This window comes from Sorangium sp. So ce321 (genome assembly GCF_051530195.1).
GTDB lineage: Bacteria > Myxococcota_A > Polyangia > Polyangiales > Polyangiaceae > Sorangium.
The window spans coordinates 13,225,533-13,249,970 of sequence record NZ_CP150329.1 but is presented as its reverse complement, the minus strand read 5'-3'; the positions used below and the strand labels follow the sequence as shown (position 1 = coordinate 13,249,970).

Annotated in this window: 15 protein-coding genes; 14 read left to right on the top strand and 1 reads right to left on the bottom strand. The window is 68.0% G+C overall.

The window, feature by feature from the left end:
* Window positions 1-167: 167 nt before the first annotated feature.
* The 12 genes from WME89_RS49260 (at window position 168) to WME89_RS49205 (ending at window position 20,511) form a co-directional block, all read left to right on the top strand.
* Window positions 168-3,770 carry a YfjI family protein gene (locus WME89_RS49260; RefSeq protein WP_438006434.1) on the top strand — a complete coding sequence of 1,201 codons (3,603 nt, stop codon included), beginning with the start codon at window positions 168-170 and terminating at the stop codon, window positions 3,768-3,770.
* Window positions 3,771-3,784: 14 nt separating this feature from the next.
* Window positions 3,785-3,985, top strand: coding sequence for a hypothetical protein (locus WME89_RS49255; protein ID WP_438006433.1), 201 nt, complete (start codon window positions 3,785-3,787; stop codon window positions 3,983-3,985).
* A gap of 1,678 nt (window positions 3,986-5,663) precedes the next feature.
* A complete protein-coding gene (locus WME89_RS49250; protein ID WP_438006432.1) occupies window positions 5,664-8,531 on the top strand; it encodes an AAA domain-containing protein in 2,868 nt (955 codons plus the stop codon).
* Between the two features lie 3 nt (window positions 8,532-8,534).
* Window positions 8,535-9,710 carry a hypothetical protein gene (locus WME89_RS49245; RefSeq protein ID WP_438006431.1) on the top strand — a complete coding sequence of 392 codons (1,176 nt, stop codon included), beginning with the start codon at window positions 8,535-8,537 and terminating at the stop codon, window positions 9,708-9,710.
* Window positions 9,710-11,209, top strand: a complete 1,500-nt coding sequence (locus WME89_RS49240; protein ID WP_438006430.1) for a phospholipase D-like domain-containing protein — start codon at window positions 9,710-9,712, stop codon at window positions 11,207-11,209. The genes WME89_RS49245 and WME89_RS49240 overlap by 1 nt, the downstream gene beginning before the upstream one ends.
* Window positions 11,206-12,672 (top strand): sigma-54-dependent transcriptional regulator, encoded by a 1,467-nt coding sequence (locus WME89_RS49235; protein ID WP_438006429.1) that lies wholly within the window; start codon window positions 11,206-11,208, stop codon window positions 12,670-12,672. The genes WME89_RS49240 and WME89_RS49235 overlap by 4 nt, the downstream gene beginning before the upstream one ends.
* A gap of 128 nt (window positions 12,673-12,800) precedes the next feature.
* Window positions 12,801-13,562, top strand: coding sequence for a hypothetical protein (locus WME89_RS49230; RefSeq protein WP_438006428.1), 762 nt, complete (start codon window positions 12,801-12,803; stop codon window positions 13,560-13,562).
* The gene (locus WME89_RS49225) at window positions 13,559-14,152 is read left to right on the top strand and encodes a hypothetical protein (RefSeq protein WP_438006427.1); all 594 of its coding nucleotides are present in this window, start codon (window positions 13,559-13,561) and stop codon (window positions 14,150-14,152) included. Before WME89_RS49230 ends, WME89_RS49225 begins: the two co-directional genes overlap by 4 nt.
* Window positions 14,153-14,795: 643 nt before the next feature.
* A complete protein-coding gene (locus WME89_RS49220; RefSeq protein ID WP_438006426.1) occupies window positions 14,796-14,936 on the top strand; it encodes a hypothetical protein in 141 nt (46 codons plus the stop codon).
* Window positions 14,937-15,028: 92 nt separating this feature from the next.
* A complete protein-coding gene (locus WME89_RS49215; protein WP_438006425.1) occupies window positions 15,029-17,578 on the top strand; it encodes a DEAD/DEAH box helicase family protein in 2,550 nt (849 codons plus the stop codon).
* A gap of 3 nt (window positions 17,579-17,581) precedes the next feature.
* Window positions 17,582-19,312, top strand: coding sequence for a winged helix-turn-helix domain-containing protein (locus WME89_RS49210; protein ID WP_438006424.1), 1,731 nt, complete (start codon window positions 17,582-17,584; stop codon window positions 19,310-19,312).
* Window positions 19,309-20,511 carry a 5-methylcytosine restriction system specificity protein McrC gene (locus WME89_RS49205; RefSeq protein ID WP_438006423.1) on the top strand — a complete coding sequence of 401 codons (1,203 nt, stop codon included), beginning with the start codon at window positions 19,309-19,311 and terminating at the stop codon, window positions 20,509-20,511. Before WME89_RS49210 ends, WME89_RS49205 begins: the two co-directional genes overlap by 4 nt.
* 151 nt (window positions 20,512-20,662) lie before the next feature.
* On the opposite strand, the gene WME89_RS49200 is transcribed toward WME89_RS49205, so the two are convergent.
* Window positions 20,663-20,923, bottom strand: a complete 261-nt coding sequence (locus WME89_RS49200) for a hypothetical protein (protein WP_438006422.1) — start codon at window positions 20,921-20,923, stop codon at window positions 20,663-20,665.
* A 1,718-nt stretch (window positions 20,924-22,641) separates the two neighbouring features.
* Between WME89_RS49200 and WME89_RS49195 the strand changes: the two genes are divergently transcribed.
* Together WME89_RS49195 and WME89_RS49190 are read left to right on the top strand one after the other, a co-directional pair.
* The gene (locus WME89_RS49195) at window positions 22,642-23,139 is read left to right on the top strand and encodes a sigma-70 family RNA polymerase sigma factor (RefSeq protein ID WP_438006421.1); all 498 of its coding nucleotides are present in this window, start codon (window positions 22,642-22,644) and stop codon (window positions 23,137-23,139) included.
* Window positions 23,140-23,515: 376 nt separating this feature from the next.
* Entirely contained in the window at window positions 23,516-24,376 is an 861-nt protein-coding gene (locus WME89_RS49190) for a hypothetical protein (RefSeq protein WP_438006420.1), read from the top strand.
* Window positions 24,377-24,438 lie beyond the last annotated feature (62 nt).

Below are 24,438 nucleotides of genomic sequence, written 5' to 3'. Positions count from 1 at the left end.
CACGAACTCCGTGTGCTTGCCGTGAACGCCGCCGTTGACCCGCGTACCGCAAAGCGCTGGCTGCTCGGCCAGCCTGTGTCCTCGACGTGCAGCGCTCGCCTCGCCGCGGCGTGGAAGCAACTGCACGACGAGGGACACCTCCCCGACGTGCCGCGAACGAGGCGGCCGTGAGCATCGAGCCCTCCGCGACTGCGGCGGTGCCCTATCCTTCCTCGCAAGCGGTGGGCTCGGCCTCCGCAGCCCGGGCTGATGAGCTGGCTCTACTGGCGTGTCTCGCCCTCGCCCAAGCGGATGGGCTGGAGCCGAACGTGCGGCGGTTCCTCGACTTCTTGGGCCACGCCAACGGAGACGTCATCGAACTCATCGAGTTCGACGTCCCCATGCAGTACCGCGGGCGGCGGGCGCTATTCGCCCGCACAAGACTTGCCGAGACCGCGGTGAACCTCCTGGTCAAGGCTGAGAGCGAGCAGGGTCACGGCCAGGGCCTCTACGTCCTCCTGAACAAGGCGCACGCAGCCGTTGTCCAGCGCTCGGAGACCGACGCGTGGGCCATCGCCGAGAAGGGCGACACGTGTACCGACAGCGACATCGTCGCGCGGCGGTCCCTCTATATCGATATCGACATCACCCGCCCGGCAGGGGTCAGCGCCACCGACGACGAGGTCAACATGGCGTTGGGCGTCGCCGGAAGAGTCTACGCAGAGCTCGCCGGCATCCTGCGCAGCGATGGCGCTCTCGGCCTCGGCCACAGCGGCAACGGTGCCGCCGTCTTCGCGGCTCTCGCCGACCTGGAGGAGACTTCCGAGCTCAAGTCGCTCGTGAAAGGAATCCTTGCCGCGGTTGGTCAACTCTACGGCGACGGCGTCATCAAGATCGACGGCGCCGTAGCCGATGCGAAGCGGTTCGTGCCGGCGTTCGGCACGATCAAGCGCAAGGGCGCACCGAACGTACCGGATCGTCCCCATCGGCGCACTGCCTTCGTCTGCGCCGAGGTGGTGCAGCGTCTCGGCATCGCTGATCTCGAGGCGATCTTCCATGGGCTCACGGCGCGCCTGACCACCGACCAGCTGGCCGAGGTCAGCAAGGCGAGGGGCAACAAGCCTGCCGTCCACGCCGTGCAGCGGACGGACCGAGGGCGATCGAAGCCGGCCGGTGAACGAGCCGACACTGTGTACTCCCGTGCCAACAACCTCGACGTCCATGAGGTGCTCGCCCGGCTCGACCTCATCGATGGAGAGTACCCGCGGTGCCCCGGCTGCGGCGTGAGCGGCGACAGCTCCGTGGCTGTGGTCGGCAACGGACTGAAGTGCCTCCACGCGAGTTGCGCGAGCAAGGGGCGCGATGGGTTCCGCACGAACGTCGACCTTGTCGTCGAGGTCACGGGAGAGGCACCCCTCGACGCTGCGCTCACCTTGCTCGGGTGGTTCGACGTCGAAGCACCTCGCTGCGGCAAGACCGCTCATTCCGCGAATTCTGCGAATTCTGCGAGCCACCCACCATCCCCCGAGTCTCAGCCGTGGCCCGACTTGATTCCTCTCCGATGCCACCCTGCCCTTCCGCCGTTTCCGGTGGACGCGCTGCCGGGGTGGCTGCGCGAATGGGCATCGGCGGAGGCGGTCGCCACCCAGACCCCCATCGACATGCCGGCGGCGATGGCGCTCGCCTGCCTGTCGGTCGCCGTGGGGAAGAAGTTCAAGGTCAGCGTCAATCCGAGCTGGCACGAACCGACCAACCTCTACCTCGTCACGGCGCTCGAGCCAGGGAACCGTAAGTCCGCCGTGGTCGGCGACGCAGTGAAGCCCGTGCACGAGCGGGAACGGGCTCTTGTTGATCATGTGCGCGCGGAGTCCTTGAAGGTGCGGGCCAAGCTCGCCCTGCTCGACAAGACGGAGAAGAAGGCGATCTCGGACGCGGTCGCCTCGGGCAAGAGCGACGAGATCGAGCAGCTCCTCAGCGAGCGCGAGAAGACGAAGGCGCCCATCGTTCCTCGTCTCCTCGGCGACGACGCGACGCCCGAGAAGCTCGGCGTGATAATGGCCGAGCAAGGCGGTCAGCTCGGCATCCTCAGCGCAGAGGGTGACGTCTTCGACATCATGAGCGGGCGCTACTCCGGCGATGGCGCTCCGAACCTTGGGATCTTCCTGAAGGCGCACGCCGGAGACGACTTCCGCGTCGACCGGATCCACCGCGAGCCGATCCTCATCAGTGCGCCCTGCCTCACGCTCGGGCTGACCGTCCAACCCGCGGTGCTCACCAGCCTCCTGAATACGCCGTCGTTCCGTGAACGTGGCCTGCTCGCTCGCATCCTCTTCGCGCTGCCAGAGAGCCGCCTCGGCTTCCGCAACGTCGATCCTCCGCCGATGCCAGTTGCCATAGCCCACGCCTACAGGAAGCGCATGCTCGAGCTGATGCAGCTCCCCGAGCGGCGTGATGAGCGAGGCGAAATCGTGCCGACGCAGCTCGCTCTGTCGCCGGAAGGAAGCGCCCGACGCGTCGAGTTCGCGGCGGCAATCGAGCCGCGTCTCGGCGTGCACGGCGACCTCTACCCCCTCCGCGATTGTGGCGGGAAGCTGGTAGGTGCTGTAATCCGAATCGCCGCTCTCCTCCATCTGGCTGAGCACGGCAACTCTGGTCCACCGATCTCGGCGTTCACGTTGGAGAAGGCGATCGAGATCGGTAGCTACTACATCGAGCATGCCCGAGAGGCGTTCGCCCTCATGGGCGCAGATCGCCGCATCGACGACGCCGCCTACGTCAGCGGGAACATCATCAGGAAGGGGTGGACGAGCTTCACGAAGCGGGAGCTGTTCGAGGTTGTTAAAGGCCGGATCAAGAAGGCTGCTCACCTCGACGAGGTGCTGAGCCTTCTGGCAGACCACGGGCAGATCCGCCGGCAGCCCGACCCACCTCATCCTGGCCCTGGCCGCAAGCCGAGCACGCGGTACGAAGTAAGCCCCTACCTGCTCGCGCACAATTCGCACAATCCTCAGAACGGTGCCCAACCGCCTTCGTACGGAGATGCGCCTAGCAGCCGCCCCTCGCACTATTCGCAGAATTCGCAGAATTCAGCGTTGCCCGAGATCGACCACGACGACGACGAATCGGTGACCGAGCGCGCTGGCACGTTCGACCTGCCCGCCGCCACCGGCATGCCGGGCAGGTTGCCAAAGCGGCCGCTCACCCCTGAGGAACTGGAAAATCTGAACGCAGCGATCGATGAGCGCTTCGTAAAGCGCGAGCTCAGGAGCGCGCAACAGACCGAGAAGCGGGCTGCTGAAGAGGCGGCTTTGTGCCGAGATCGCAAGCGTGTCGAGGCCGATCTGCGCGAGACGCGGGAGCAGATGGCTCTGTACGCCACCACGATCGAGCGCGAACTGGATCAGCCGCGTGAGGCGGGCGCTCGTTGCGATGCAGCACTGGCAACGAAGATCGAGACGATCAACACGGTCGCGGCGAGACCGGGGCGCGAGCCCAGCAGGAACACGTTCGCCGACGCCGTGAGGATCGCGAACGAGACCGGCGGCATTTCGCTCTCCGAGGTGATGGCGAGGGTGAGCGCGACCAGGGACGGCTCGCTCACGTCGTCTTCTTCCCGCCGCACGGACCATGGCTCGCTCCCCGCCGACCGTACCGTCGCCGCTCCGAATTCAGCGCCGCCGAATGCTCCGGCGTCTCCCGAGGTCGACGAGTGGGCGAGTGAGGTCCTCCGTAAATGCGCGGATGCGGCCATGAAGGTGCACGGTGTCGGCCCCTACGCCCCGAAGACGTGAGCATGTGACTGCCGGTGCCCAAAGATCCTCTCGAGCTGGGCGAAAGGCCCGGGCGCAGCGGTGGATGCGCGCGAGCGGTCTGCGCGATCTCGACGTCCAAACCCCAAGGGGATGCGATGTTCATGGCATCGTTCGAGCATCTTGAGGACGACGAGATGGCCAAGCGCCTCTATCACAGGCTGGTCGCGCACGACGCGCAGTGCACGGCTATGTGACCCGGACGGTGAAAGAGGCCCCCACACATCAAGCGAAGCACGCGAGGAAGCCGCGTCCTTCGCCCGGTCGGCAATCTGACATGTCCGCGGGCCGCTGGCGCCCCGCAGGAGGGGGCACGGGATCGCGACGCTGCCCCGTGTTCTCCTCGTCCGGCACCATCTCGTGAGGCATCGCCAGGGCCAGACGTGCGTCGGGATCGGCGACGCCGAGCACTTCCTGCGGGCAGGCCCGCGACCCCTCCATCCTGATCGCGGCGATCAACCCCCGGCACGTCACCGAACTGAGCCGAGAGTGCCTCCAAGTAGCCGGACTTACTTGGTTTTGTCGTCGAAGATGTACAGGCCGTTGGCCAGCAGCTCGTGCGCACAAACCTCCGGCGGCCCTATGGTGCCCTCGGAGCCAGGCACTTGGAATTGTCGTCGGACCTACGGCCATTTCGGGGGGCGCGTCACATTCAGGACCGAGGCCGATCCTCGTATGCGCACGGAATCATAAGAAAAATCGTTCAGCCAGGGTCGTTCGGAGCTCGTTCGCGAAGGAGGGCCGCTCTCATGCTGGGACACGGCCCCCATCGCCGCCGCGAGCGTGCCCGGCAACGCGGCGGACGACCTTGGCCTTGTTCGTCGTGATCTCCCAGCCGCGCTGAAGCCTGCGGCAAGATGCCGTCGTGCGCACCTCCGCGGCCACGACGTCATCGCGCGCGAGCGCGGGGCGCACGTGGACCTGAAGCGAGCACTCATCGAGGAGGTGTCGCAGTGTGCCACACGACGCCACCCCTCAAGGAAGATACCGGCCATCGCCTTCGCGACCTTCACGACGACGCGAACGTGGCGGAGAGGCGGAGCACCAAGGCCATAAGCACTCCTCAAGAGAAGGAACGCGGGTGGCTTTGGGCTTCATTTGTCGCATTTTGGCACTCTCATACGGATCGTTGACGGCGGCCGGCGCAACGCGCTCATCACCCGCGCGCTCGAGTAGAACCTCACGGTTCGCAAGATCGAGCAGCTCGTGCGCGTCGGTGCAGCAGCGGATGCCAACGCCGCAGCCGCGAAGCACTCGACGTCGACGCCGGCCGAGGCGATCCCGCGCGTCACCGCTCAATGAGGCGGCTGTCGACGAGATCGATCGCGATACACGCAAGCTCGTTCAATTCGTGTCGAGTCAGCGCACGCCGGAGGTTTGTTCGCGCTCTGGCAGTCCCAGGACGGGAAGAATTCGCGCCGCTCGTGCTATGCAGGGCTCGATCACGAGCGCCAAGGCTGCCGCTGGGCCTTGTTCTTGTTCTTCTCCGCCTGCGTCGGCTGGCGCAGCCGTTCGGGCGCGGGAGCTGGCCCGACGCTGGCGCAGGAAGGCTCGCGCTGAGGAGCTGCCGACGCACCGCGTCGTCGCCAGCGCCGCGGGGAATTGGCGCCGCGAGTGTCGTGATCGCGATCAGTTGCCGGCCGATCGTGATCAGCGCTGCCTTGATGGAGTCGGTGACGGCCGCCCCTGTCCGGCGCCTGCAGCGGTCCCGCGCAGATCCCAGCGGCGCGCACGGAACTTTTCTTCCGTCCATCGGATCCTGCCTGCCGGCTGACTCTTGCCGTGGCGCGCGTCGCCAAGGAAAAGTGGCGCCTTCCGTAGTCGCCGCGAAGCTGGCATCCCTCGTGCTCCTGCCGCAGCCCGGAGGACGCAACCGTGGCCGAGCTCTTCTTCCAGAACATCGTCGACCGTCGCCCCGACATCGCGCAGAGGGCGACCTACAATAACCTGCAGGCCTTCTACCAGTACCTGGACCGGGCAAAGCGCTACCTCGAACGAAGCCGCTTCGAACTCGCGTGGGCGCCGCTCGGCACCGTGGTGCGGCTGGATCCGCCACGCAATGTACGCGACGCCAAACGATGGCGCGCGGAACTCGGGCAGCTTCTTACTGCCCGCCACCTCTGGCTACACGTGACGCGTGGCCCGGAGATCCCGGTGATCGGTGCCCACGCAGGCGCCGGAGTCGTCCAACTCGATGCAGCGCCAGCGCCGGGCGCCGAGGTCGAGCTCCACGCGAAGGAGGCTGGCCCGGCGCTCCCCTTGGTGGCCGTCATCCTCGGCGCGCAGGACGACATCCGCAAGGCGCTCGGCGAGGCCGGTCCGGTGTGGATCGAGCTCGACGAGCCCGAGGGCGATGGCCGCGATGACACCGTGGAAGCGTTCTTCGACGAGAACTTAGGCGCGGTCTACGAGGTCTCGCCCGGCGTGCGGGAACGCAACGACTACACGGCCGCGCGCCGGATCCGTGTGCTCGATCAAGACCGCGACCGCCTCGCGCTCCTGCTGGACCGGCTGCCGCAGACCCAGGCGATCTGTGTCCGCCCGAACACGTATGTTGTCGATTGCGAGCTGCGTGCCATCCGGGCGCTCGAAGACCAGCCGGTCGCCGGGCACCGCCCGCTGATCCGGCTCTTCGAGAATCAAGCCGAAGTCACCTGGCCCCAGCTTCTGCCGCGCCTCGAGCCGCTCATCTGGCAGGTGCTCACCGACGACGACCGGCCCGGCACCAGCGAGCAGCGGGAGTTCGTCGACCGCGCGCTCCGGACGCGGGACTTCATGCTGCTCGAAGGACCCCCTGGCTCCGGCAAGACGACGGCGATCGTGGAGCTCGTCCTCCAGCTTGCCGCGCGGAATCGCCGCGTGCTCCTCTGCGCCTCCACACACGTCGCCGTCGACAACGTCGTCGAGCGCCTCAAGGACATGAAGCGCAACGGGGACCCGGTGCTGCTCGTGCGCATCGGGGACGAACGGCGCGTCGCCGAGGGCATCAAGGGCTACTGCCTGCACCGGATGGTCGACACCGAGCTTCGCAACGCCCGTGCTGCGCTGCAAGGAGCAAAGGGGCGCAACCGGGCGCAGGAGCACATGCTCGAAGGGCTGCGCGCCGAGGATGGTCAAGCGACGCTCCAGCGGGTACTGCTCGACTGTGCGGAGGTGGTCTGCGGCACGACGATCGGGATCCTCCAGCACCCCGACATCCGGGTGCAGGTGCGGAGCGGCGGCCCGTGGGAGCCCACCTTCGACACGCTCATCCTCGACGAGGCGAGCAAGACACCCTTCGCGGAGTTCCTCGTGCCGGCGCTGCTCGCGAAGCGCTGGATCATCGTCGGCGACAGGCGCCAGCTCTCGCCGTACGTCGAGGAGGGGTGGATCGAGACCAACATCGAGGCTGCCATCCCGGACGGCGTGGTCTCGCGCGAGGACGCGAGCCAAGCGCTGGCGGATGTCTTCACGATCGGGCGGGGCGGCGATGGCGCGCTGCTCGTGGCCTCCGAGAACGCTGATCTACGCGAACTCTATGCAGCGCAGCTCGCCGGGCTCTTCCCCGAGGAGCCGATCGTCCGCCTCGACGCTGACGACACGCCGAGCCCGCTCCTCCTCGGCGCAGCCCGCGCGGTCATCGGCACGCCCGCCCAGCTCGCCGCGGTCGAGGGGGCGCTCCCGCTCGCGACGCGCATCGTCCGCCTCCCAACCGGTGAGCTCCTCGCCGCGCGGCGGCGGCACGATGCGCGCTCGCAGCGCCACCCGAAGGACGAGGAGCCCTGGGCGAAGGCCGTGGCCTGGCGGCTGGTGCGCGACTACGAGCTGCGCTTGTTGCCCGAGCTGCTCGCCGAAGGTGACGGCCTCCCGAGCGCCGGCACATACGCGCGGGAGATCGATGCCCTCCAGCCTTGCGAGGGCAAGGTGCCTGCTCTCCCGCGAGTGCGCGACGACATCGATTGCGTGCGCCGGGTCGCGCTCCCCTCGATCCTCGAGTCTCTCCAGGTCGGCTTCGACCCGAGGCGCGACAGTCGTGGCCGGCGCTTCTGGGACAACGCTCTCGCCCTCGGGTTGCCGTCCAGCGCGAAAGCCGAGCGCCTCGTCCCGCTCCGCTACCAGCACCGTATGCACGCGGACATCGCGAGCTTCCCCCACGCGCGGATCTACGGAGGGAAGCTACTCGACACCCCGGACAACATGGCACAAGAGCGCCGGTTCCCGTGCCCGAGGTACCGCACGCGCGTGGCGCTGCTCGACGTGCGTGGGCAGGAGACGAGGAGCCCGATCAGCAACGAGGCCGAGGCGCGGGTTATCGTCGAGGAGCTACAAGCGCTCTCGGCATGGGCCAAAAGCACGCTCCGGCGGCCTCCCTGGTCCGCCGCAGTGCTGACCTTCTACCGCGGCCAGGAGCGTCGGATCCGCGACCTTCTTCGCGACGTGACCGGCCAGCATAGCCAGCGCCGGTACTTCACGTTCCGCGACGGGGACGCCCCGGTTCTGACCATCGAGCTCTGCACGGTGGATCGTTACCAGGGCCATGAGGCGGACATCGTCCTCCTCTCGTTCGTGCGCACGGAAACCCCAGGATTCCTCAACAGCCCCAACCGGCTGAACGTCGCGATAACGAGGGCGCGCTACCAGCTCGTGCTCATCGGACATGCGGCGTTTCTCGCCCGGCAGACCCGGAAGGCCCCGCTGTGCGCCTTGCTCGTCGAGGACATGAAGCGCCGCGGCTGCGTAGAATACCGCTATCGGGAGGGATGAGCCATGAAGATCGTCTTGCAAAAGAGCTTGCGAGTTCGGTGTGTCCTCGTGGAAGGAAAGGTGGCGTTCGCCGAGAAGCGGGTGGCAGAGCACGCGGCGGTGGTGTGGGCCGCGGACCGGCTGCGCGCCGGGCTTGAGGCGCAAACCGAGCAGCTGTGCGATGCGTCGGCGCAGGGGCCGTTGCTCGGCTTGTCCCCGGTCGTGGGCCGGAGGCTCGGCCGCATCTGCGAGGAGCTCGGCCTGCTCCGCCTCGAGAAAAACCGCATCGTCCAGCTCACGAACGAGGGAGAGCGCGTGGCGGCGGGCACCGAGCCACGCGTCTTCGTCCCCCAGCTCGGCGCTTGGCTGCTCTTCTGGTCGGAGGATCCGCTGCTGCCGCAGCCACTGCTGCGCGTCGAGCCGGGCAAGGAGCTGTCGGCCCACGACGAGCGTCAGGCCGGCGGCGCCCGGAACGGGGAGGGAAAGCGACGCTTCGAGATGGTGCCGGAGGTGATCGCGAAGACATGCGACGAGCGGGGCGAGCGCCCTCCGCTGGAGCTACCGGCGGCGAAGGACGGCGCGCCGATCCGGATCGTCGCGATCGAGCGCAAGGTGCAGCCCCTCGGTGTGGAGGGCGTGCTCTCGCTGGAGCTGTCATTCGAGCCGGAGGTCGCCGCGGCCTCGCTGCGGCTGCGGGGTACCCTCGCGGGCAAGGGCATCGACCGCGCCCTGCCGGCGCCGAGCGGCCACGATCACGCCAGCGTGTGGCTCTCCCTGCTGCGATCGAACGGCGCCGAGGACTGGTGGAACCCGCGCTCGGGGAAGCTGCGCATGTCGTTCAAGGCCCTGGTCGACGATGCTCGCACGAGCTTCCGGCTGCGGATGCCCTTCAAGACGCCGGAGATCCCGGGGCTCGGGCGCTTCGACGACACTTCCGTGGACGGGGTTCCGATCGAGCCGGCAAGCGCGGGTGACGCGCAGCGGTGGTTCGATTGGCTCCTTGCGCTTCGCTCCGAGCGCACGCAGTGGCCCGACGTCTTCGCCACCAACGTCGCGGAGTTGCAGGCGCTCTTTCCGGGGTTCAGCCTTCGGCCGCCGATCCAGAGAGACTTCGCGCAGGGCATGCGGGGAACGGAGCGCCCGCGCCCCGCGTACTGGAACCTTCAGGCACCGATGGATCTTGATGGAGGGGTCGCCTGATGAGCCGCACCGTACCGGGCGAATCCTGGATCGAAGATCGGTCCGACGACAGGGTCGAGGATGCATGGACATCGACGAGCGCCCCCAGCGCGGCGCGCGTGCCGGAGATCGGACGCATCCTCCAGGCGGAGGAGAGCGGCGCGCTGGGACGAGCCGTGACGGAGGTCATCCAGGGCGCTCGCGAGGTCCTGCTGGTTTCGAGCTTCCTCTTCGCGGACACAGCGACGGAGCGAGCGCTGCTCGAGGCGGCGAAGGGCGGCGTGCGCGTCTACCTTCTGGTCGCCACGGAGGCGCGGCTCGACAAGGAGATCCGCAGCGACGACAGCTTCGGCCAGAAGACGCTCGAGGAGCACAAGAGGCTCCTCGATCGGCTGGCTGGCTGGATCTACGTGCGCTCGGCGGAGCACTTTCATGCGAAGTTCGTGATTGCCGATCCGACGCGCCAGCCGCGTGGCATCCTGCTCACCGCCAACCTCACGCGCGAGGCGATGACGCGCAACCACGAGCTTGGCGTGCGGCTCGAGCCCGACGAGGTTCAGGCGCTTACGTCGCTGTTCACGTGGGCGTTCTGGGAGTCGGCGCAGCGCGAGCTGCTCGCGGCGGGAAGCTTGCCGCCGGTGGCGGCGGCGGGGCGGATGTCGCTTCCCGCGCCCTCGGCGAGCATTGTGGCGACAGCGGCAGAGAGGAGGGATCTTCGCGCGGCGGTGCTCCAAACCATTCGCGGTACCCAGCGCATGCTCATCGTCGCGACGTTCGGCATCGACGACCACGAGGTGATTGAGGCGCTCGCGGAGCGCGCTCGGAGGGGCGTCGCGATCACGGTCCTGGTGCGGCACCCGCGTGCCACGATGTTCGAGACCCTGCGCCGGCTGGTGCACGCGAACGTGCATGTCCTGGGAGTGAGCGAGTTTCTCCACGCCAAGGCGATCCTCGCCGACGGGACGCGCGGCCTCGTGATGACGGCGAACCTCCAGGAGCACGGGCTCGATAGGGGCTTCGAGGTCGGCGTGCAGCTCATGGGCGACGATGCGGCGGCGCTCGGGCGGATGCTCGCGTCCTGGCAGACGGGGGCACGATCGCTGCTCCGCGCCTCCGTGCGCCTTGGCGAGATCCACGGCTCGCTGCAGGTGATGAACGGCAAGGGCTACCGCGAGCTCAGCGTCGAGCCGGACGGGCACGTCGATGACGGCGTCACCAAAGTCGACTGCTGCACCCGGATCCCCACCGCTCCGCGTCCAGCCCCGGCCCGCGCGCCGGCCGGCAGGCTTTATCACCGCATTAGGCACACGTGGTCGATCGCGCTGCCGGTGCTCGCGAAGGGCGGGCGCGCCGTCCCTGCGTCGAAGGACGCGGAGGGCCCTGCTCCGCCGTTCCCCATCCACGAGGAGCCCGGCGGTCGGCGTGTCTTCGCGATCACCAGTCTCGGCGACGTCGAGGCTGCGCAGGCAGCCATGGCTGCATTCGGCGTCGGGGCCATCGTGCTAGCGGGTGAAACATGAACCGCGGCGTGACGAACGGGAGCCTGCTCACCTGGGCATCGGTCGGCGGCGGACCGGCGGTGCTCGGTGACGTGCTGCGCTTGCTCCGCACGAGGAAAGTGCGGATCGCCCGGGTGCTCTACCTGATGCAATCCGAGGACATGCCGCTGCCGACGGAGTCGGACCTGGGCGGCATCACGCTCGATCGGATCCTCGTTCCGCTCGCCGATCCGACTCATCATCGCGTCATCCACGATGCCGTTCGCGATCGCATCCTACCGCGGCTGCGATCACTGGACGGGGTGTTGCACGTGAACGTGTCCTCGGGCACGCCGGCAATGCACGCCGTATGGCTCGTGCTCCATGCCGGAGGCGCGCTGCCCATGGGCACGCTGCTGTGGTCGGCGCAGCGCCCGAGGACGGGCCCGACGCGCATCGATCCGGTCGACTTCCCGATCGACACGTACCTCGCCCAGATCCGCCGTGGCGCCACGGCCCGTCCCAAGGAGGCGCGCTTCGACCCCGCGTCCCGCTCCGCTCGGCGACGACAGGCGCTCGATACCCTCGCTCGCTACGCCCGGCTCCCGCGGGCACCACTGCTTGTGCTCGGGGAGCGAGGGACGGGGAAGACGAGGCTGGTCGAGACCTTCGTGGGGCCGCTGAAGAACCGGCCGAAGGTGATCACCGTGACCTGCGGCACGCTCGATCCTCACCTGGCCATGAGCATGCTCTTCGGGCATGTGCGAGGCGCGTTCACCGGCGCGGAGCGCGACCGCAAGGGCTTCATCGAGGAGGCGGCCGGCGGCGTTCTGTTCCTCGATGAGGTGCAGGACCTCGAGCGCCCCGTGCAGCGGCAGCTCGTGCGCACGCTCCAGGATCCGGAGCGCCGCTTTCGCCGCGTGGGAGAGGCACAAGAGCGAAACGCTGACGTCGAGGTCGTGTGCGCCTCGCATCTGTCATTCGAGGCGCTCCGCAAGCGGCTGGACCCCGACCTGTTCGATCGCCTGAGCCTGCTCCTTGTGGAGATCCCTCCGCTGCGCGATTGCCGCGAGGATCTACGAGACGACTGGACGCGTGTATGGGCCGAGGCCCGCTCGCTCGAGCAGCTCTCGCCGGAGGCACCCTGGAGCGCTGCAATAGAGCGCGCCTTGAAAGGTGACCCGCTGCCGGGCAACCTGCGGGACCTGCAGCGCCTCGCGCTGATCCTCATGGCGCGCGGCTCCACGGCGCCAAGCGTTTCGGGGACGGAGCAGGGGCTGCTCGAGTGGACGGCCTTGCAGGCGCGATTCCATGCCGCGGAGCAGAAGGGCGCGACTCCCACCGACGGTCTCGGGACGGGTACGTGGGACGGCCGCGTCCGGGCATTCAAGCGGAGGCTGGCTCGAGCGGCCCGGCGGGAGCACGGATCCTACGTCGCTGCCGCGAAGGTGCTCGGCGTCAGCGAGCGGATGCTCCGGGAGCACGCAAAGAAAGAGAAGGAATAGGCCGATAGTTCGAGCCTCACACGTCATGCACCCTGGCACGCCATCGCACCTCGCGGCGCACCTCGGCGTGGGGGGCCGTGCGTCGCTGCAACGTTGCCAGCGTTCCGTCGCCGCCCTATCGTTGGGGGATGTTGCTCGCGCACCGACGACGAAAGCTTCGCCGCGCTGACGAAGACGGCGCCGTGCGCGACATTGTCGCGTGGAACGAGGACCTCATCACATCGTATGTCTTCGGGCTCCTTCGTTACCTGCCCGCCGACCGTGGTCTGTCGAGGGTGTTGCAATCGGCGTTGCCGGTGCTCCCGCTCTCTCGGTCGATCGAGGTCTCCGCCTGGCCGCCCGATGGCGACGTCGAGCCGGACGCTCTCTTCCTCACCGACGCCTTTGCGTGTGTTGTCGAGGCGAAGTGGGAGGCGCCCTTCGGTCCCCAGCAGCTCGGTCGCGAATGGCTGTGGCTGCGCAAAGAGCAGCCCAAGCTTTTTCGCACGATGCTGATCGTGACGCGCTATCGCGTATCGCCTGGCGAGGTGTTCCATTTGCTGGAGGAGGACCTCCGAGCGCTCGGGGTGCCCGAGCTGGTCCCCGAGCCCAGTCAGATCGGCGTGCTCACTTGGACGAGCCTCGCGACGGTTGCGCTCGACACTGTCACCGACGCGCCTCATGAGGCCGCCATCATTGCGGACCTTCGCTGGGTATTCGAGAGCTGCGGGGCGCTTCGAGAGCCCTTCGATGGCTGGAACCTCACGGCGCCCAGCCTCGCCCTGGAGCGTGCGCCCACTTGGTACGCAGAGGACGATCGAAGATACTGGACGGGCCTCGCCGCCGCAGCCCCCTCCGCTTGGCGACGTCCTCTGGACCCAACCTCCTTTTTTGCCTGGATGACCCGATGAGCGAAACGAACGAAACGGTCCATCACGCGTTCCACCAGGCCCAGAGTTTCGTTCGCGGCTACCTGACGCACGTGGAACGGATGCTCCGCGACGCCACGGCTCGCCTCGAGAGCGCCTCGTGGCGCTTCCTCCGCCACAATGACGAGCGGTACATCGGGAACCTCGACACCACGGCGGACGCCGATGCGTGGCTGGTCGACTGGATGCATGCCTTCTACGCGCCGGCGAAGGCGTTCCACGGGAAATCGTACGGCGTGAGCGCGGCCAAGGCGGCTCGCGTCGCATTCGTCGGTGTGGCCCTCCGGGAGCCGATCCCCGAGCTCTGGCTCGGTTGGGTGGAGGGTTACGCGCCGAAAGGCACCCTCGAGCCCGAGCTCCCGTGGTTCTATGGGCTCATCGACCCGCCCAAGCTGCCCGGCGTGCCCGATCCGGTCGTCGCTCTCGATGGCCTCGCGTGGTCCAGGGCCGCTCCAAACGAGGACCACCCGGAGATTCGCGTGGCGCTCGAGCGCGTGCCGCTCTCACTGATCGGGTCGGCATCCGACGTCGAGCGCGTGATCGATGCGCTCGTTGCGGCTCTCGGAGGGTGAGCGGCGCTTCTGCCCCGCGAAGGCCGTTCCGCAGCCACCAGCCGGCCGCCCGCGACCGCAACGCCGGGCGCGAAGAACGGCACCCTTATGCACCACCGCCTTCGCCAGGTTCACGAGCTCGTCGCAGTGGTCGCAGAGCAGCGACAGCAACCCGCTCAAGGCGGCGAACTTCTGCTGCGCCTTCCGCGCCCGCCCCTCTCGTCGAAGAGGGGGTGCTGGAGCGCCGTCTGTGGGAACCCCTGGTAGGGCGGTGTGAGTTGAGAGGACGCAGCCTCGGTCCAGCAACGTGCGGAGCGGTAGGCATCAGGGCCGGCCGGTTGCGATCGACGACGATGAGACCCGTGGAGAGGGCGCCGTCTTGACACCTGGCGAGCACGAGGAACCCTCGTCCCGGAGCCGCTGAACAAGCGGCCGTCGACAATGCGCGACCGAGCCACACGGGTTGCTCTTCCCCCGCGTTTGGCGGAGCGTTACAACTTCCACCTCGTACGCGACCCTCACGCCGACCCCCGAGACCGAGCCCATGTCGATCCTCGTCGCCGCGAGCATCCTCGACGACATCCTTGCCGTGCAGCTCACCGTGGCGTGGGTTGTCAAGGGAATCTGCGCGCCCCCGCGGCTCGGCTGATGGCGGACCGAACTCGTGGCCGTGGAGGGCGACGGCTATCTCCTCGAGCGCCTGCTGCCGCGCACGGACGCCTGGGCCTCGCTAGAGTCGGTCCTCAAGGCCGAGGCCAAGTACCCCGGTCCTGGCGAAAAAGGGCTGGCGGTCAAGCTGGGCTGAGGTGCGGAAGGACCCACCTTGGAGACGCTCCAGTCACCCTCGGTGAAAGCGGGGCGTGGCAGCGTCGGCGGTGATCGAGCACGAAGGAACGGATGATGGGCGAGGACAAGCGTGAGTTCTACAAGAAGTGGTCGCTGCCCGAGTGCCGCGACTACCCGCAGGAACCTCCTGCCGCCCATCAGGCCAAGGCGTTGGGTGAGCTGGGCAAGTGGTACGCGAAGCAGGGGAAGAGCGCAGGCGCCGGCATCCTGGTGCTCCCGACGGGCGGTGGAAAGACGTTCACCGCTGTCCGGTTCCTGGCTGAAGGTCCGCTCTCGGACGGGTACAAGGTCCTGTGGCTCGCCCATACGCATCACCTCCTCGAGCAAGCATTTCACTGCTTTCGTCCCGGGAGGATCGGGGCCATCCGCGAGCCTCGCTGCGAGCTCCGGCTCCGCGTCGTCTCGGGCACCGAAGGCCATTTCCCCCCGCGGTACATCGAGCCCACCGACGACGTGGTGATCGGCACGCTCCAGACGATCGCCATCGCAGTCCGCGACGGGCTGCCCAATATGAAAGAGTTCCTCAAGGCTGCCGGTAAGAAGCTCTTCGTCGTGTTCGATGAGGCGCACCACGCGCCTGCTCCGAGCTACCGGAAGCTCCTCCAGGGACTGCAGGCGCAGGGCGCGCCCGTCCTCGGCCTCACCGCAACCCCTATATACAGCGACGAGAGCAAGCAAGGCTGGCTGAAGAAGCTCTTCCCCAGCGGGATCATCGCCCAATCCCGCGCCAATGAGCTGATGGCCGCAGGCGTCCTCGCGCGTCCCCATGCGGTTCCGATGAAGACCAGATTCACGCCGCGCTTCGACGCCCGCGACTACCAGAAGTGGCTCGGGACCTTCAAGGACATCCCTGAGCAACTGGTCGACGAGCTCGCAAACAGCAAGGAGCGCAATGCCTTCATCGCCCAGACGTATGCCGACAACCGGGAGAAGTTCAGGAAGACCATCATCTTCACCGACCGTTGGTACCAGTGCGAGGCCATCGCTGAAGCCCTCCGCAAGCACGGGGTCAAGGCCGGCTCGGTGTACTCGCACGTCGACGCCAGCGTACCGGCCGCACAGCGGCAGAAGCGTGATGCCAACGAGAACGCCAAGGTGCTCGCTCGCTTCCGCAACAACGATCTCGAGGTCCTGATCAACGTCCGCATGCTGACAGAGGGCACCGACATTCCCGACGCCCAGACGGTCTTCATCACGCGGCAGACGACGAGCCGCATTCTGCTCACCCAGATGGTTGGACGAGCGCTGCGCGGTCCGAAGTTCGATGGAACCGCCGATGCGTACATCGTCTCGTTCGAGGACGACTGGCGCCAGCAGATTCAGTGGGCGGGCTTCGACCTGAGCGACGGCAGCGCCGGGCCCGGCGAAACCGGGAAGCGGCAGGCTCGCCCGCCGCTCCAGCTCATCTCGATCGAGCTCGTGCAGAGGTTAGCTCGCCAGATGGCCGGTGGCAGCAACGTGGCGTCCGTGCCTTTCCAGTCGCACCTCCCCGTGGGCTGGTATCGAACGATGTTCGACGCTCGACTGCCCGAGAGCGACGCTGTTGAGCTGGCGGATCTACTGGTCATGGTCTACGAAGACGAGCGCGCGGGCTTCGAGAAGCTCATCGACTATCTCCTCGCGGAGGTGCCCGAAGCTCTCGCCGACGAGAGCGCCACGCTCGAAGCGCATGAGGCGCGCGTACGAGGCTGGCGCGAGAAGTTCCTCGGGAAAGCGGGCCGCAGCGCCACGGACGTAGAAGTCGAGATCCTCCAGCTCGCTCGCCATATCGCCCAGCGCGGCGCGGCTCCGCAGTTCTTCGCGTTCGAGGTGCGTGCAGACCACGACCTGGATGCGATCGCGGCGCGGCACATCAAGAATCGCATCGACGTGGTTGGAGCCAACGACGAGCTCCGGCGGGAGTTCGCCAGGGAGGATCGGTTCTGGCGGACGCTGTTCTACCGCTACGAGCAGTTCCGCAACTTCTACGACGGCTGCTTTCAGCGCATCATCGCTGGCCCGGCTGGTCCGGCGCCGGATCCCAGCGACACGAAGAAGGCGCCGCCGCCCAACGAGGTCGACGAGGTGACGAAGGCGGAAGTGCTGGCGCGTGACGGGCACGCCTGCCTGGCCTGCGGGACGACGCGAAACCTGAATGCCGACCACGTCGTCGCAGTCTACGTCGGCGGCTCGAACGAGGTAGGCAACCTCCAGACGCTCTGCCGGCAGTGCAACATCCTCAAGGCCAAACAGCGCATCAGCTTCCGGGTCGCGCGGACAGCCCTCGGACAGCCGGCCGCGGCACTGCCAGACACCCGAGCGCCTGCATCGGCGGACGCCGCGAACGCGGAAGCCTGGGGGCGGTTCCTCCGCCGATCGATCAACTTCTTCTACCAGTGCGCAGCAGTTGGTGACGTCGCCATCGGGCAGAAGGGCGACGGCTACTACAACTGGACCGTGACGCTGCGGAGCGACAACCCGCAGTCCTGGCTGAAACCGCACATGGCGGGGCTCTTGGAGCGGATCCAGGCCGTGCGCGAGGCAGGCGGGAAGCCGCGGGTAGCGAGCCTGCGAATCGTGGCGCCGGGGCAGAAGGATCTGATGGTGAAGGACAAGGGATGACCCATGGCTGACGACCGAGCCAAGATCCTCGACGAGCTCTCCCCGAAGGACCGGCGGTGGGCCCTGCCCATACTGCGAACGATCGCGGCGCTCGGTGGGGCCGGCCGGCGCAAGGAGGTCGTCGAGCGCATTCACGCCGAGCACCGCGCGCTCCTTCCCGAGGCGACCTGGACGTGGATCCTCAAGAGCCACCGGATCGAGTGGACCCGCATGGCTCTGCGAGACGAGGAGTTGCTGACGAGCGGTGGCCACGGGATCTGGAAGCTCACCGACCGCGGGCGTCGAGCGCTCGCCGAATGCGAGGACGACAGCGTGGACCTGAGTGGGGAGCGTCCGCCCGGATCCGCGGAAGGCGGAGATAGAGCTCCAGAGGTGGAGCCGGCCAGGGTGCCCGGCGAAACGGTCCTCCGGACCAGCGTCAGCGGTTTCGAGATACCTACCCTCGAGGCGCTGGCCGCCGGCGCTGACGATCACAGCAAGATCGAGGCATTCATCGAGAAGCAGTACGGAAAGAAGCTCACGCCGGGTGATCGCCGACTTGGTTTCAACGGCAAGGTGCTCTGGCAGTACACCGCGTCGTGGGCCCTCTCCTACCTGAAGAAGCGCGGGCAAGCGCAGAACCCGAGCCGGGGCCAGTGGGCAATCACCGAGGCGGGACGCCAGCGGCTGGAGGAGGAGAAGAAGCACTTCTCCCTCCCGAAGTACCAGAGCTCACGCACCAGCGTGCCGATCGGCGGAGGCTCCGTGGCGGGCGCGGACAGCGTCCAGACGGCGGACGATGAGGCGGCCGCGCGGGCCGGGCGGATCCAGCAGTTCGATACGGCACTCAAGGACGTCGTCTCCCCCGAGATCCTCCGCAAGCTGCACCACGTGCTACGCGTGGATCTCGGGGCCGCCCCGAGCCGGGCGGTGCCGCGAAACATCATCTTCAGCGGGCCGCCGGGCACGGGGAAGACTTGGCTCGCGGAGGCCATAGCCCGCGCGCTGACGGGCGAGGAGGGGCCCTCCGAGGAGGGGCGGATTCGTCTGGTCCAGTTCCATCCGAGCTACGGCTACGAGGACTTCATCTGGGGGATCCGGCCGGTCCTGAGCGACAAGCGCGCGGGGTTCAAGGAGCACCGCGGGCCGTTCCTGGAGATCTGCGAGGACGCGAACGAAGAGCAGGATCGCTTCTTCGTGCTCATCATCGACGAGATTAATCGCGGCGACCCTGCGCGGATCTTCGGCGAGCTGCTCTACGCCCTCGAGTACAGGAACCGCTCGGTCGCGCTCGCTAGCGGAGGCACGCTCGTCGTGCCACCGAACCTGGTGGTGATCGGCACCATGAACAGCGTCGACCGCTCGGTCGCGCTCGTCGACTATGCGCTTCGCCGTCGGTTCGCGTTTCTGCGCGTCGATCCCGATCCCGAGCTGGTAGCCGACGTGCACCCGACGCCGGCCGGTCGAGCAGCAGCTCGCGCGTTGGGGGCGCTCAACAAGCAGATCTGCGCCGTCGCGGACCCCGATCACCAGCTCGGGCACAGCTACTTCCTCTCGGCTGGCCGTGTGCTCGCCGGGCGACCAGATCTAGCACTGATCTGGGAGATGGAGCTCGAGCCGCAGCTCACCGAGCTGTTTCATGGTCAGGCCGATCGCGTGAAGGACCTTTACAAGGTCTGGGTTCAGCACGTGGACGAGACCCTCGCCGAAGAGGCCGAAGAGGCCGAAGAGCAAGAGGAGGCCGCCGCGTCGTGAAGGAGGTACGGGAGGGGGTGGCCGTCGACCTTGACCTGGCGCCGGGCGACGTCGCCTATCTGCGGCCGCTCCTCGGCCAGGCATCAAGCTTCGATCGGCAGGGCAGTGGGGCCTTTCGCACGCTCATCCGTCGCGTCGCCGGCCTATGGGCCCTGCCTTCTGGAGAGACGCTGGTCGTGCAACCCGAGAAGGGAAACGGCGCTGACATCTTCGCCTGGATGTGCGCGGTCGATCCGCGCTTCCGACCGGTGAAGTGGCGAGGGACCGCGCCCGAGGGGGCCGACGGACAGCGCGGCGTGGCGTCGATCGCGGTGCGTGCTTTCGCCCAGATCCTCGAGGAGGACCTCTCGCGGGCTGGGCCGCGCCGCGACTATCAGCGGCGAGAGGACGACGCGAGCGTGCTTCGCGGCACCATCCGCTGGGCGGAGTTGGCCCGCCGGACGTCACCTGTCCCGGTGCCGTGCCGCTACTGGGAGCGCAATATCGACACGCCGCTCAATCGCCTATTTGCCGCGGCAGTCCATGCAGCGTCCGCGCACGACAGCCTCCGCGAGGCCGGTGGCATGCCCCTCAATCGACTCCATGGCATCTTCGGACACGTCCCGCGCCTGCCACCGGCCTGGATCCTCGACCGTACGCGCCCGCTGCCCCGACTGGAGGCCGACTTCGAGGCCGCGCGGAGCCTCGCCATCACCATCCTGCAAGCGTTCGGCATTTCCCACGGCGGCGCGCAGCGGGCGCTGGCATTCCACGTGGATCTGGCGCGGCTGTTCGAGATGACCGTCGAGGCCGCAGCGCGAACGCAGGCGTGGGACGGCAAGGTGGCGATTCAGTATCAGCCGCCGTACGAGGCCGACGTTGCGGGCGAGGAGAGCCGCATTGACGTGCTGGTGCGCGCTCGTGGAGAGGCCCTCGTGATCGACGCCAAGTACAGTAAGGCGTTCTCCAAGAGCCACTTGTACCAGGTGCTGGCCTACATGAAGATGCTCGGCGCACGGCGCGGTGCGCTGGTGTACCCGAAGGGGGCCGAGCTGCGTGGCGAGAGGTTCTGGTCCGCGCCCGGGGCGCCAGAGTGGGAGGTGCGCCTCCACGAGGTGGATCTCGTCGCGGTGGCGAGCGATGGTCGACGGGAGCTCCAGCGCCTCGGGGAGGCGCTGAAGGCTGGCATGGGCCGAACGCATGAAGAGGCTACGGCGTGAGCCGCTCGAGGAGGCTGGTCAGAAGGGGCGGGTGCAACCAGGAGCCATAGGCGCTGGCGTTCGGCGAGCTGCCCAAGACCGAGGCGGCGCCGATGCATGCCGCGTGCAGGGTACGCTTCGTCGAACCCCGGCACGGCGAGATCGAGACGGTTCACCGCGCGGGCGCACCTCGCCTGGCGAAGTGCGCGTAGTAGCGCTGGTACATGTCCTGCCACCTCGCGTACTCCGCCGGGGACCCGCGGAGCCGCTCGTTCCAGGCCGCATCGACCACTGACCGGACCTCGCCGGAACCCAGGCCGTAGCGCTGGAAGATCGACTCGGCCATGGCGGGGGACAGGGCCAGCTCCGCGCAGAGCGCGGCATACTGCGCGAGCGGCAGGATCGTCTCCAGCGGCTCTGGGAGGGGCGCCATACCGCCCTCCCCGGCCGTGCTCGACGGCGTGGAAGGCGGCGATGCCTTGGAGGTCTGGGAGGCTGCTCCGGTCACAGGGGCCGGCGAGGACGCGGTTTGCGCCAGCAGCTCACGGGGGATCGCGAGGTGCAGCGACGTCTCCTGGAGGTCTGCTGCCGCGTGAGGAGCGGGCCTCGATGCAGCCAGAGCTCCGGCACGCCTCGTGGGGTCTGCTGCCGCGAAGGGGCTCACCGGGCCGCGAGGGGGAGCCTGCAACGGTGGCGTCCGTGCGACCTCCCCGGGGGCTCGCGGCTGCTGCGGCCGGGCTGTCGGTGTGGACGGCACGGGAGTCGCCGATGCTCCGGTGGTGAATGGGAGAGCGGGGCCACGGGGAATGTCCGAGAGCGGCGCGGTTTCTGCGATCGCAGGAGGCGAGCGCTTCACCACCTTCGCCGCACCGGATTGAGGAAACGGCAGCTCTGGCCCTCGCGGAACGTCGGACAGGGGCGCGGTACCGGTGAGCGACTCCGCACCACGAGGAGGCTTCGGCTCGGCCTTTCCGGTCGCGAGCTCGGCGTGCACGGGCACGAAGGGGACCACTCCGCCTCGGGGGAAATCCAGCAGGGGCCCCGTGCCCTGCAGGGCCGCCGGGGTCACGAACGACGCCCCAGGGCCGGCGATCGCCCCGGAAGATGGGGCGGCAGGCGCAGATGATGCGGCGACGGATGCTGGCGAGCGCTCGACACCGTCAACCTCCCGCGCTCGGGCGAGGAGCATCTCCAGTCGACGCGCGTGATGCGCCTGGAGCCGCTCGAAGTCCTTCGCCAACGCCGCGTCACACTCCAGCGTTGCCTGCCAGCGCCGATCCAGCGCAGCCCGCATCTCCTCATCGGCTAGCCCGTGGCGCCGTAGCACTCGATCGCGTTGCCCCGGCAGCGCGTCGAGCTCGGCGCAGAGCGCAGCGTACTCGGCCAGGCCCAGACTGGGCTCGCCCAGCCACACCGCCGCAGAATGCTCATCTGCGGGCACCTTCGTCGATTCCCGCGCCTCGGCCACCCTCGACGGACGCAGCACTCGGGGGCCAACCCGGAGCGGCCCCAGCTTCCCAGGCTTCGCGTGCAGCTCCTCGAGGAGTTCGCCGACCTTCGCGTCCTCTGCAGCGCGCCGAGCCCACCGGCGGCGGAGCCGCGCGACGGGTAGTGGGGTCATTTGACCGAAAGTGGGGTCATTTGACTCCGGAGCTCGCGTGAGCGGGTAGGTTCGGCCGAAAGTAGTGCAGCCCGCGTCGGGGCCAACCGACCGGGCTGCGTGGCCGAACCCCGCGTCAACGAGGTCCGACGATGCAGTTGTACTTGATCCCGCCCGATGGCGGGCAAGGCGAACGTGTACCCACACGTCGCCGCCCCGTCTTCGTCACCCGTTCCATCACCGAGACGGAGCGCAAGCGCCTACAGGCGGCGCTTCGCAACCTCCGCACCGCGTACGGCAGCTGGTCCTGCGTCGCCGAGGTAGCGGGCATGAAGATCCGCACGCTCCGCGCCATCGCCAGGGGCGAGAGCGCCGGGTCGCATGGGTCCGCTGTCCGCGTCGCGCGTGCGGCAGGAACCACGGTCGAGCGGCTCTTGGGCCGCCCTGTTGCTGCTGACCGCTGCCCCACGTGCGGGAGGTCTGGGTGACGAAGCCGCGGAAGGTGGCGAAGAGCCAGCCTGCCGCGCGACACCCCCAGGAAGAAGCCGACGATGGAGGCGATCCTCGCCGAGCGCTCGGTCATCGTCGCCTCGCTCATCGCCAGCGGCGTGCCCGCTCGCGACCGTGCCGACGTCGAGCAAGGCATCCTGCTCGGCGCGTGGCGCTCCGTTCGCCAGGGCAGGTACAGACCAGACCCCAAGGCCGACCCGCGCGCCGGGCTCCGCGGCTGGCTCTACGGCATCTGCTGGCGACACGTGTCGCACTACCTCAAGAGCGCGTACGTTCGGCGGATGGTCCTGAGCGCGCAGCCGCTCGGCTGGCTGCACGAGCCCGTCGGCCCGAGCTTGGAGGCGCAGGTCGCCGCGCGTGAGACGCTGCTGGCCATCGAGAGTCTGAAGCCGTGGCAGATCGAGGCGTTGCTCTCCGTCGATGACCCGGAGAGCCTTGCCGCCTACGCCCGACGGCGCCGGATGAACCAGAGCACGGCAGCGAGCCGGCTGCGTCTCGCCCGTGAGGCACTGTCGCTTCGACTTCGGAGGCTCCGATGATCCAACCGGCCCGGGTGACATGGATGACTCGGCGGTCGGCCAGGCAGACCCGACAACTCCGACTGTAGCATCCAGGAACACATCGTATCTAATGCATCCTACGACCGCTCTTGACAAAAATATAAAACTGTCGGGTGGACGACCGTGGGTCTCACTGCTTGCGCGACGCGCAGCCGATCGAGGCGCGTAACGTCGCGTGCTCAAAGCGCAATTTTGACATCAACTCCGATAAATTGGGATTCGCTCCCGCTCCCCCGAAGTCGATGCTAGTCGGGCAGTATGGACACCGTTGTTGTCGGAGCGTGCGGTCCGTTTATCGTCAGCGTACGGCAGTAGCGGGGCCATCTGGGTTCTGGGTTGCAGTGACGGAGGACGAATGACAGACGGCAGTAAGGGCGGCGCATCGGGAGCGATGATTCAGGTAACGACGGATTTTGAGGGGTCGACGCTGACCACCTACGTGTTCCGCGGCAGGCCGTGCATGGTCGCGGCGGACGTGGGGCGGGCGCTCGAGTATGCGGACGAGGGGAAGGCGCTCGTCGAGGTCATGAAGAAACAGTGGGGCGATGAGCTCCTCCCCGGCAAGGACATGGAGGTGCTTACCGGTGAGGAACTGCGCGAATTCAAAGGGATTATATCACTGACCGAAGGAACTTCGGTCAGTCGCGCTCCCGCCATCACCGTGCTCTACGAGTCCGGGTTCGACCTGGTGTGCATCAAGACGGAGAAGCCGCTCGGCAAGAAGCTCCGCCGGCACCTCGCCGACGTGGTGATGCCGAAGCTCCGGCGCGGCGAGACGATCGGCCCGGCTGCTCCGGCTGCGTCCCTGGAGTGGAGCCCCGAGGCGCTGGTCGTCAGGAAGGCCGACCTGCTCCTCAAGTTCGTGTCCCTGATGTCGCCCGCCGTGAGCCAGGAGGCCAAGGACGCGATCCTGGCGAACGGCTCGGCGCTGCTGACGGGGCAGCGGCTAGCGCCGCTCCTCCCGGCGATGGCGAACGATGGGTGGAAGCGGCCGAGCGAGATCGCGGAGGAACTCGGTGTCAGCGCGAACGCCGTCGGGCGCGCCATCAGCGCTCTCGGCTTCCGGGACCAGCCGGAGCACTTCAAGACCGTGATGGACGAGAAATCCGGGAGCGCGGGACAGGTGCCCTGCTACCTCTGGGACCGCCACGTGCAGGAGGCGCTCCGGGCGCACTTCGCCGAGAAGGCGCCGCCGAAGAAGCGGACGGCTGCCTGATGGGCACCACGGAGATGCGGGCGTTTCGTCGGCGCGGAGGGTTCACCAGATGCCGGTTAGGA

Coding starts and splice junctions, on each gene's coding strand:
- WME89_RS49245 (WP_438006431.1), top strand. CDS start 8,535: ATGAAGATCGTCTTGCAAAAGAGCTTGCGAGTTCGGTGTGTCCTCGTG.
- WME89_RS49240 (WP_438006430.1), top strand. CDS start 9,710: ATGAGCCGCACCGTACCGGGCGAATCCTGGATCGAAGATCGGTCCGAC.
- WME89_RS49235 (WP_438006429.1), top strand. CDS start 11,206: ATGAACCGCGGCGTGACGAACGGGAGCCTGCTCACCTGGGCATCGGTC.
- WME89_RS49230 (WP_438006428.1), top strand. CDS start 12,801: ATGTTGCTCGCGCACCGACGACGAAAGCTTCGCCGCGCTGACGAAGAC.
- WME89_RS49225 (WP_438006427.1), top strand. CDS start 13,559: ATGAGCGAAACGAACGAAACGGTCCATCACGCGTTCCACCAGGCCCAG.
- WME89_RS49215 (WP_438006425.1), top strand. CDS start 15,029: ATGATGGGCGAGGACAAGCGTGAGTTCTACAAGAAGTGGTCGCTGCCC.
- WME89_RS49210 (WP_438006424.1), top strand. CDS start 17,582: ATGGCTGACGACCGAGCCAAGATCCTCGACGAGCTCTCCCCGAAGGAC.
- WME89_RS49200 (WP_438006422.1), bottom strand. CDS start 20,923: ATGGCGCCCCTCCCAGAGCCGCTGGAGACGATCCTGCCGCTCGCGCAG.
- WME89_RS49195 (WP_438006421.1), top strand. CDS start 22,642: ATGGAGGCGATCCTCGCCGAGCGCTCGGTCATCGTCGCCTCGCTCATC.
- WME89_RS49190 (WP_438006420.1), top strand. CDS start 23,516: ATGACAGACGGCAGTAAGGGCGGCGCATCGGGAGCGATGATTCAGGTA.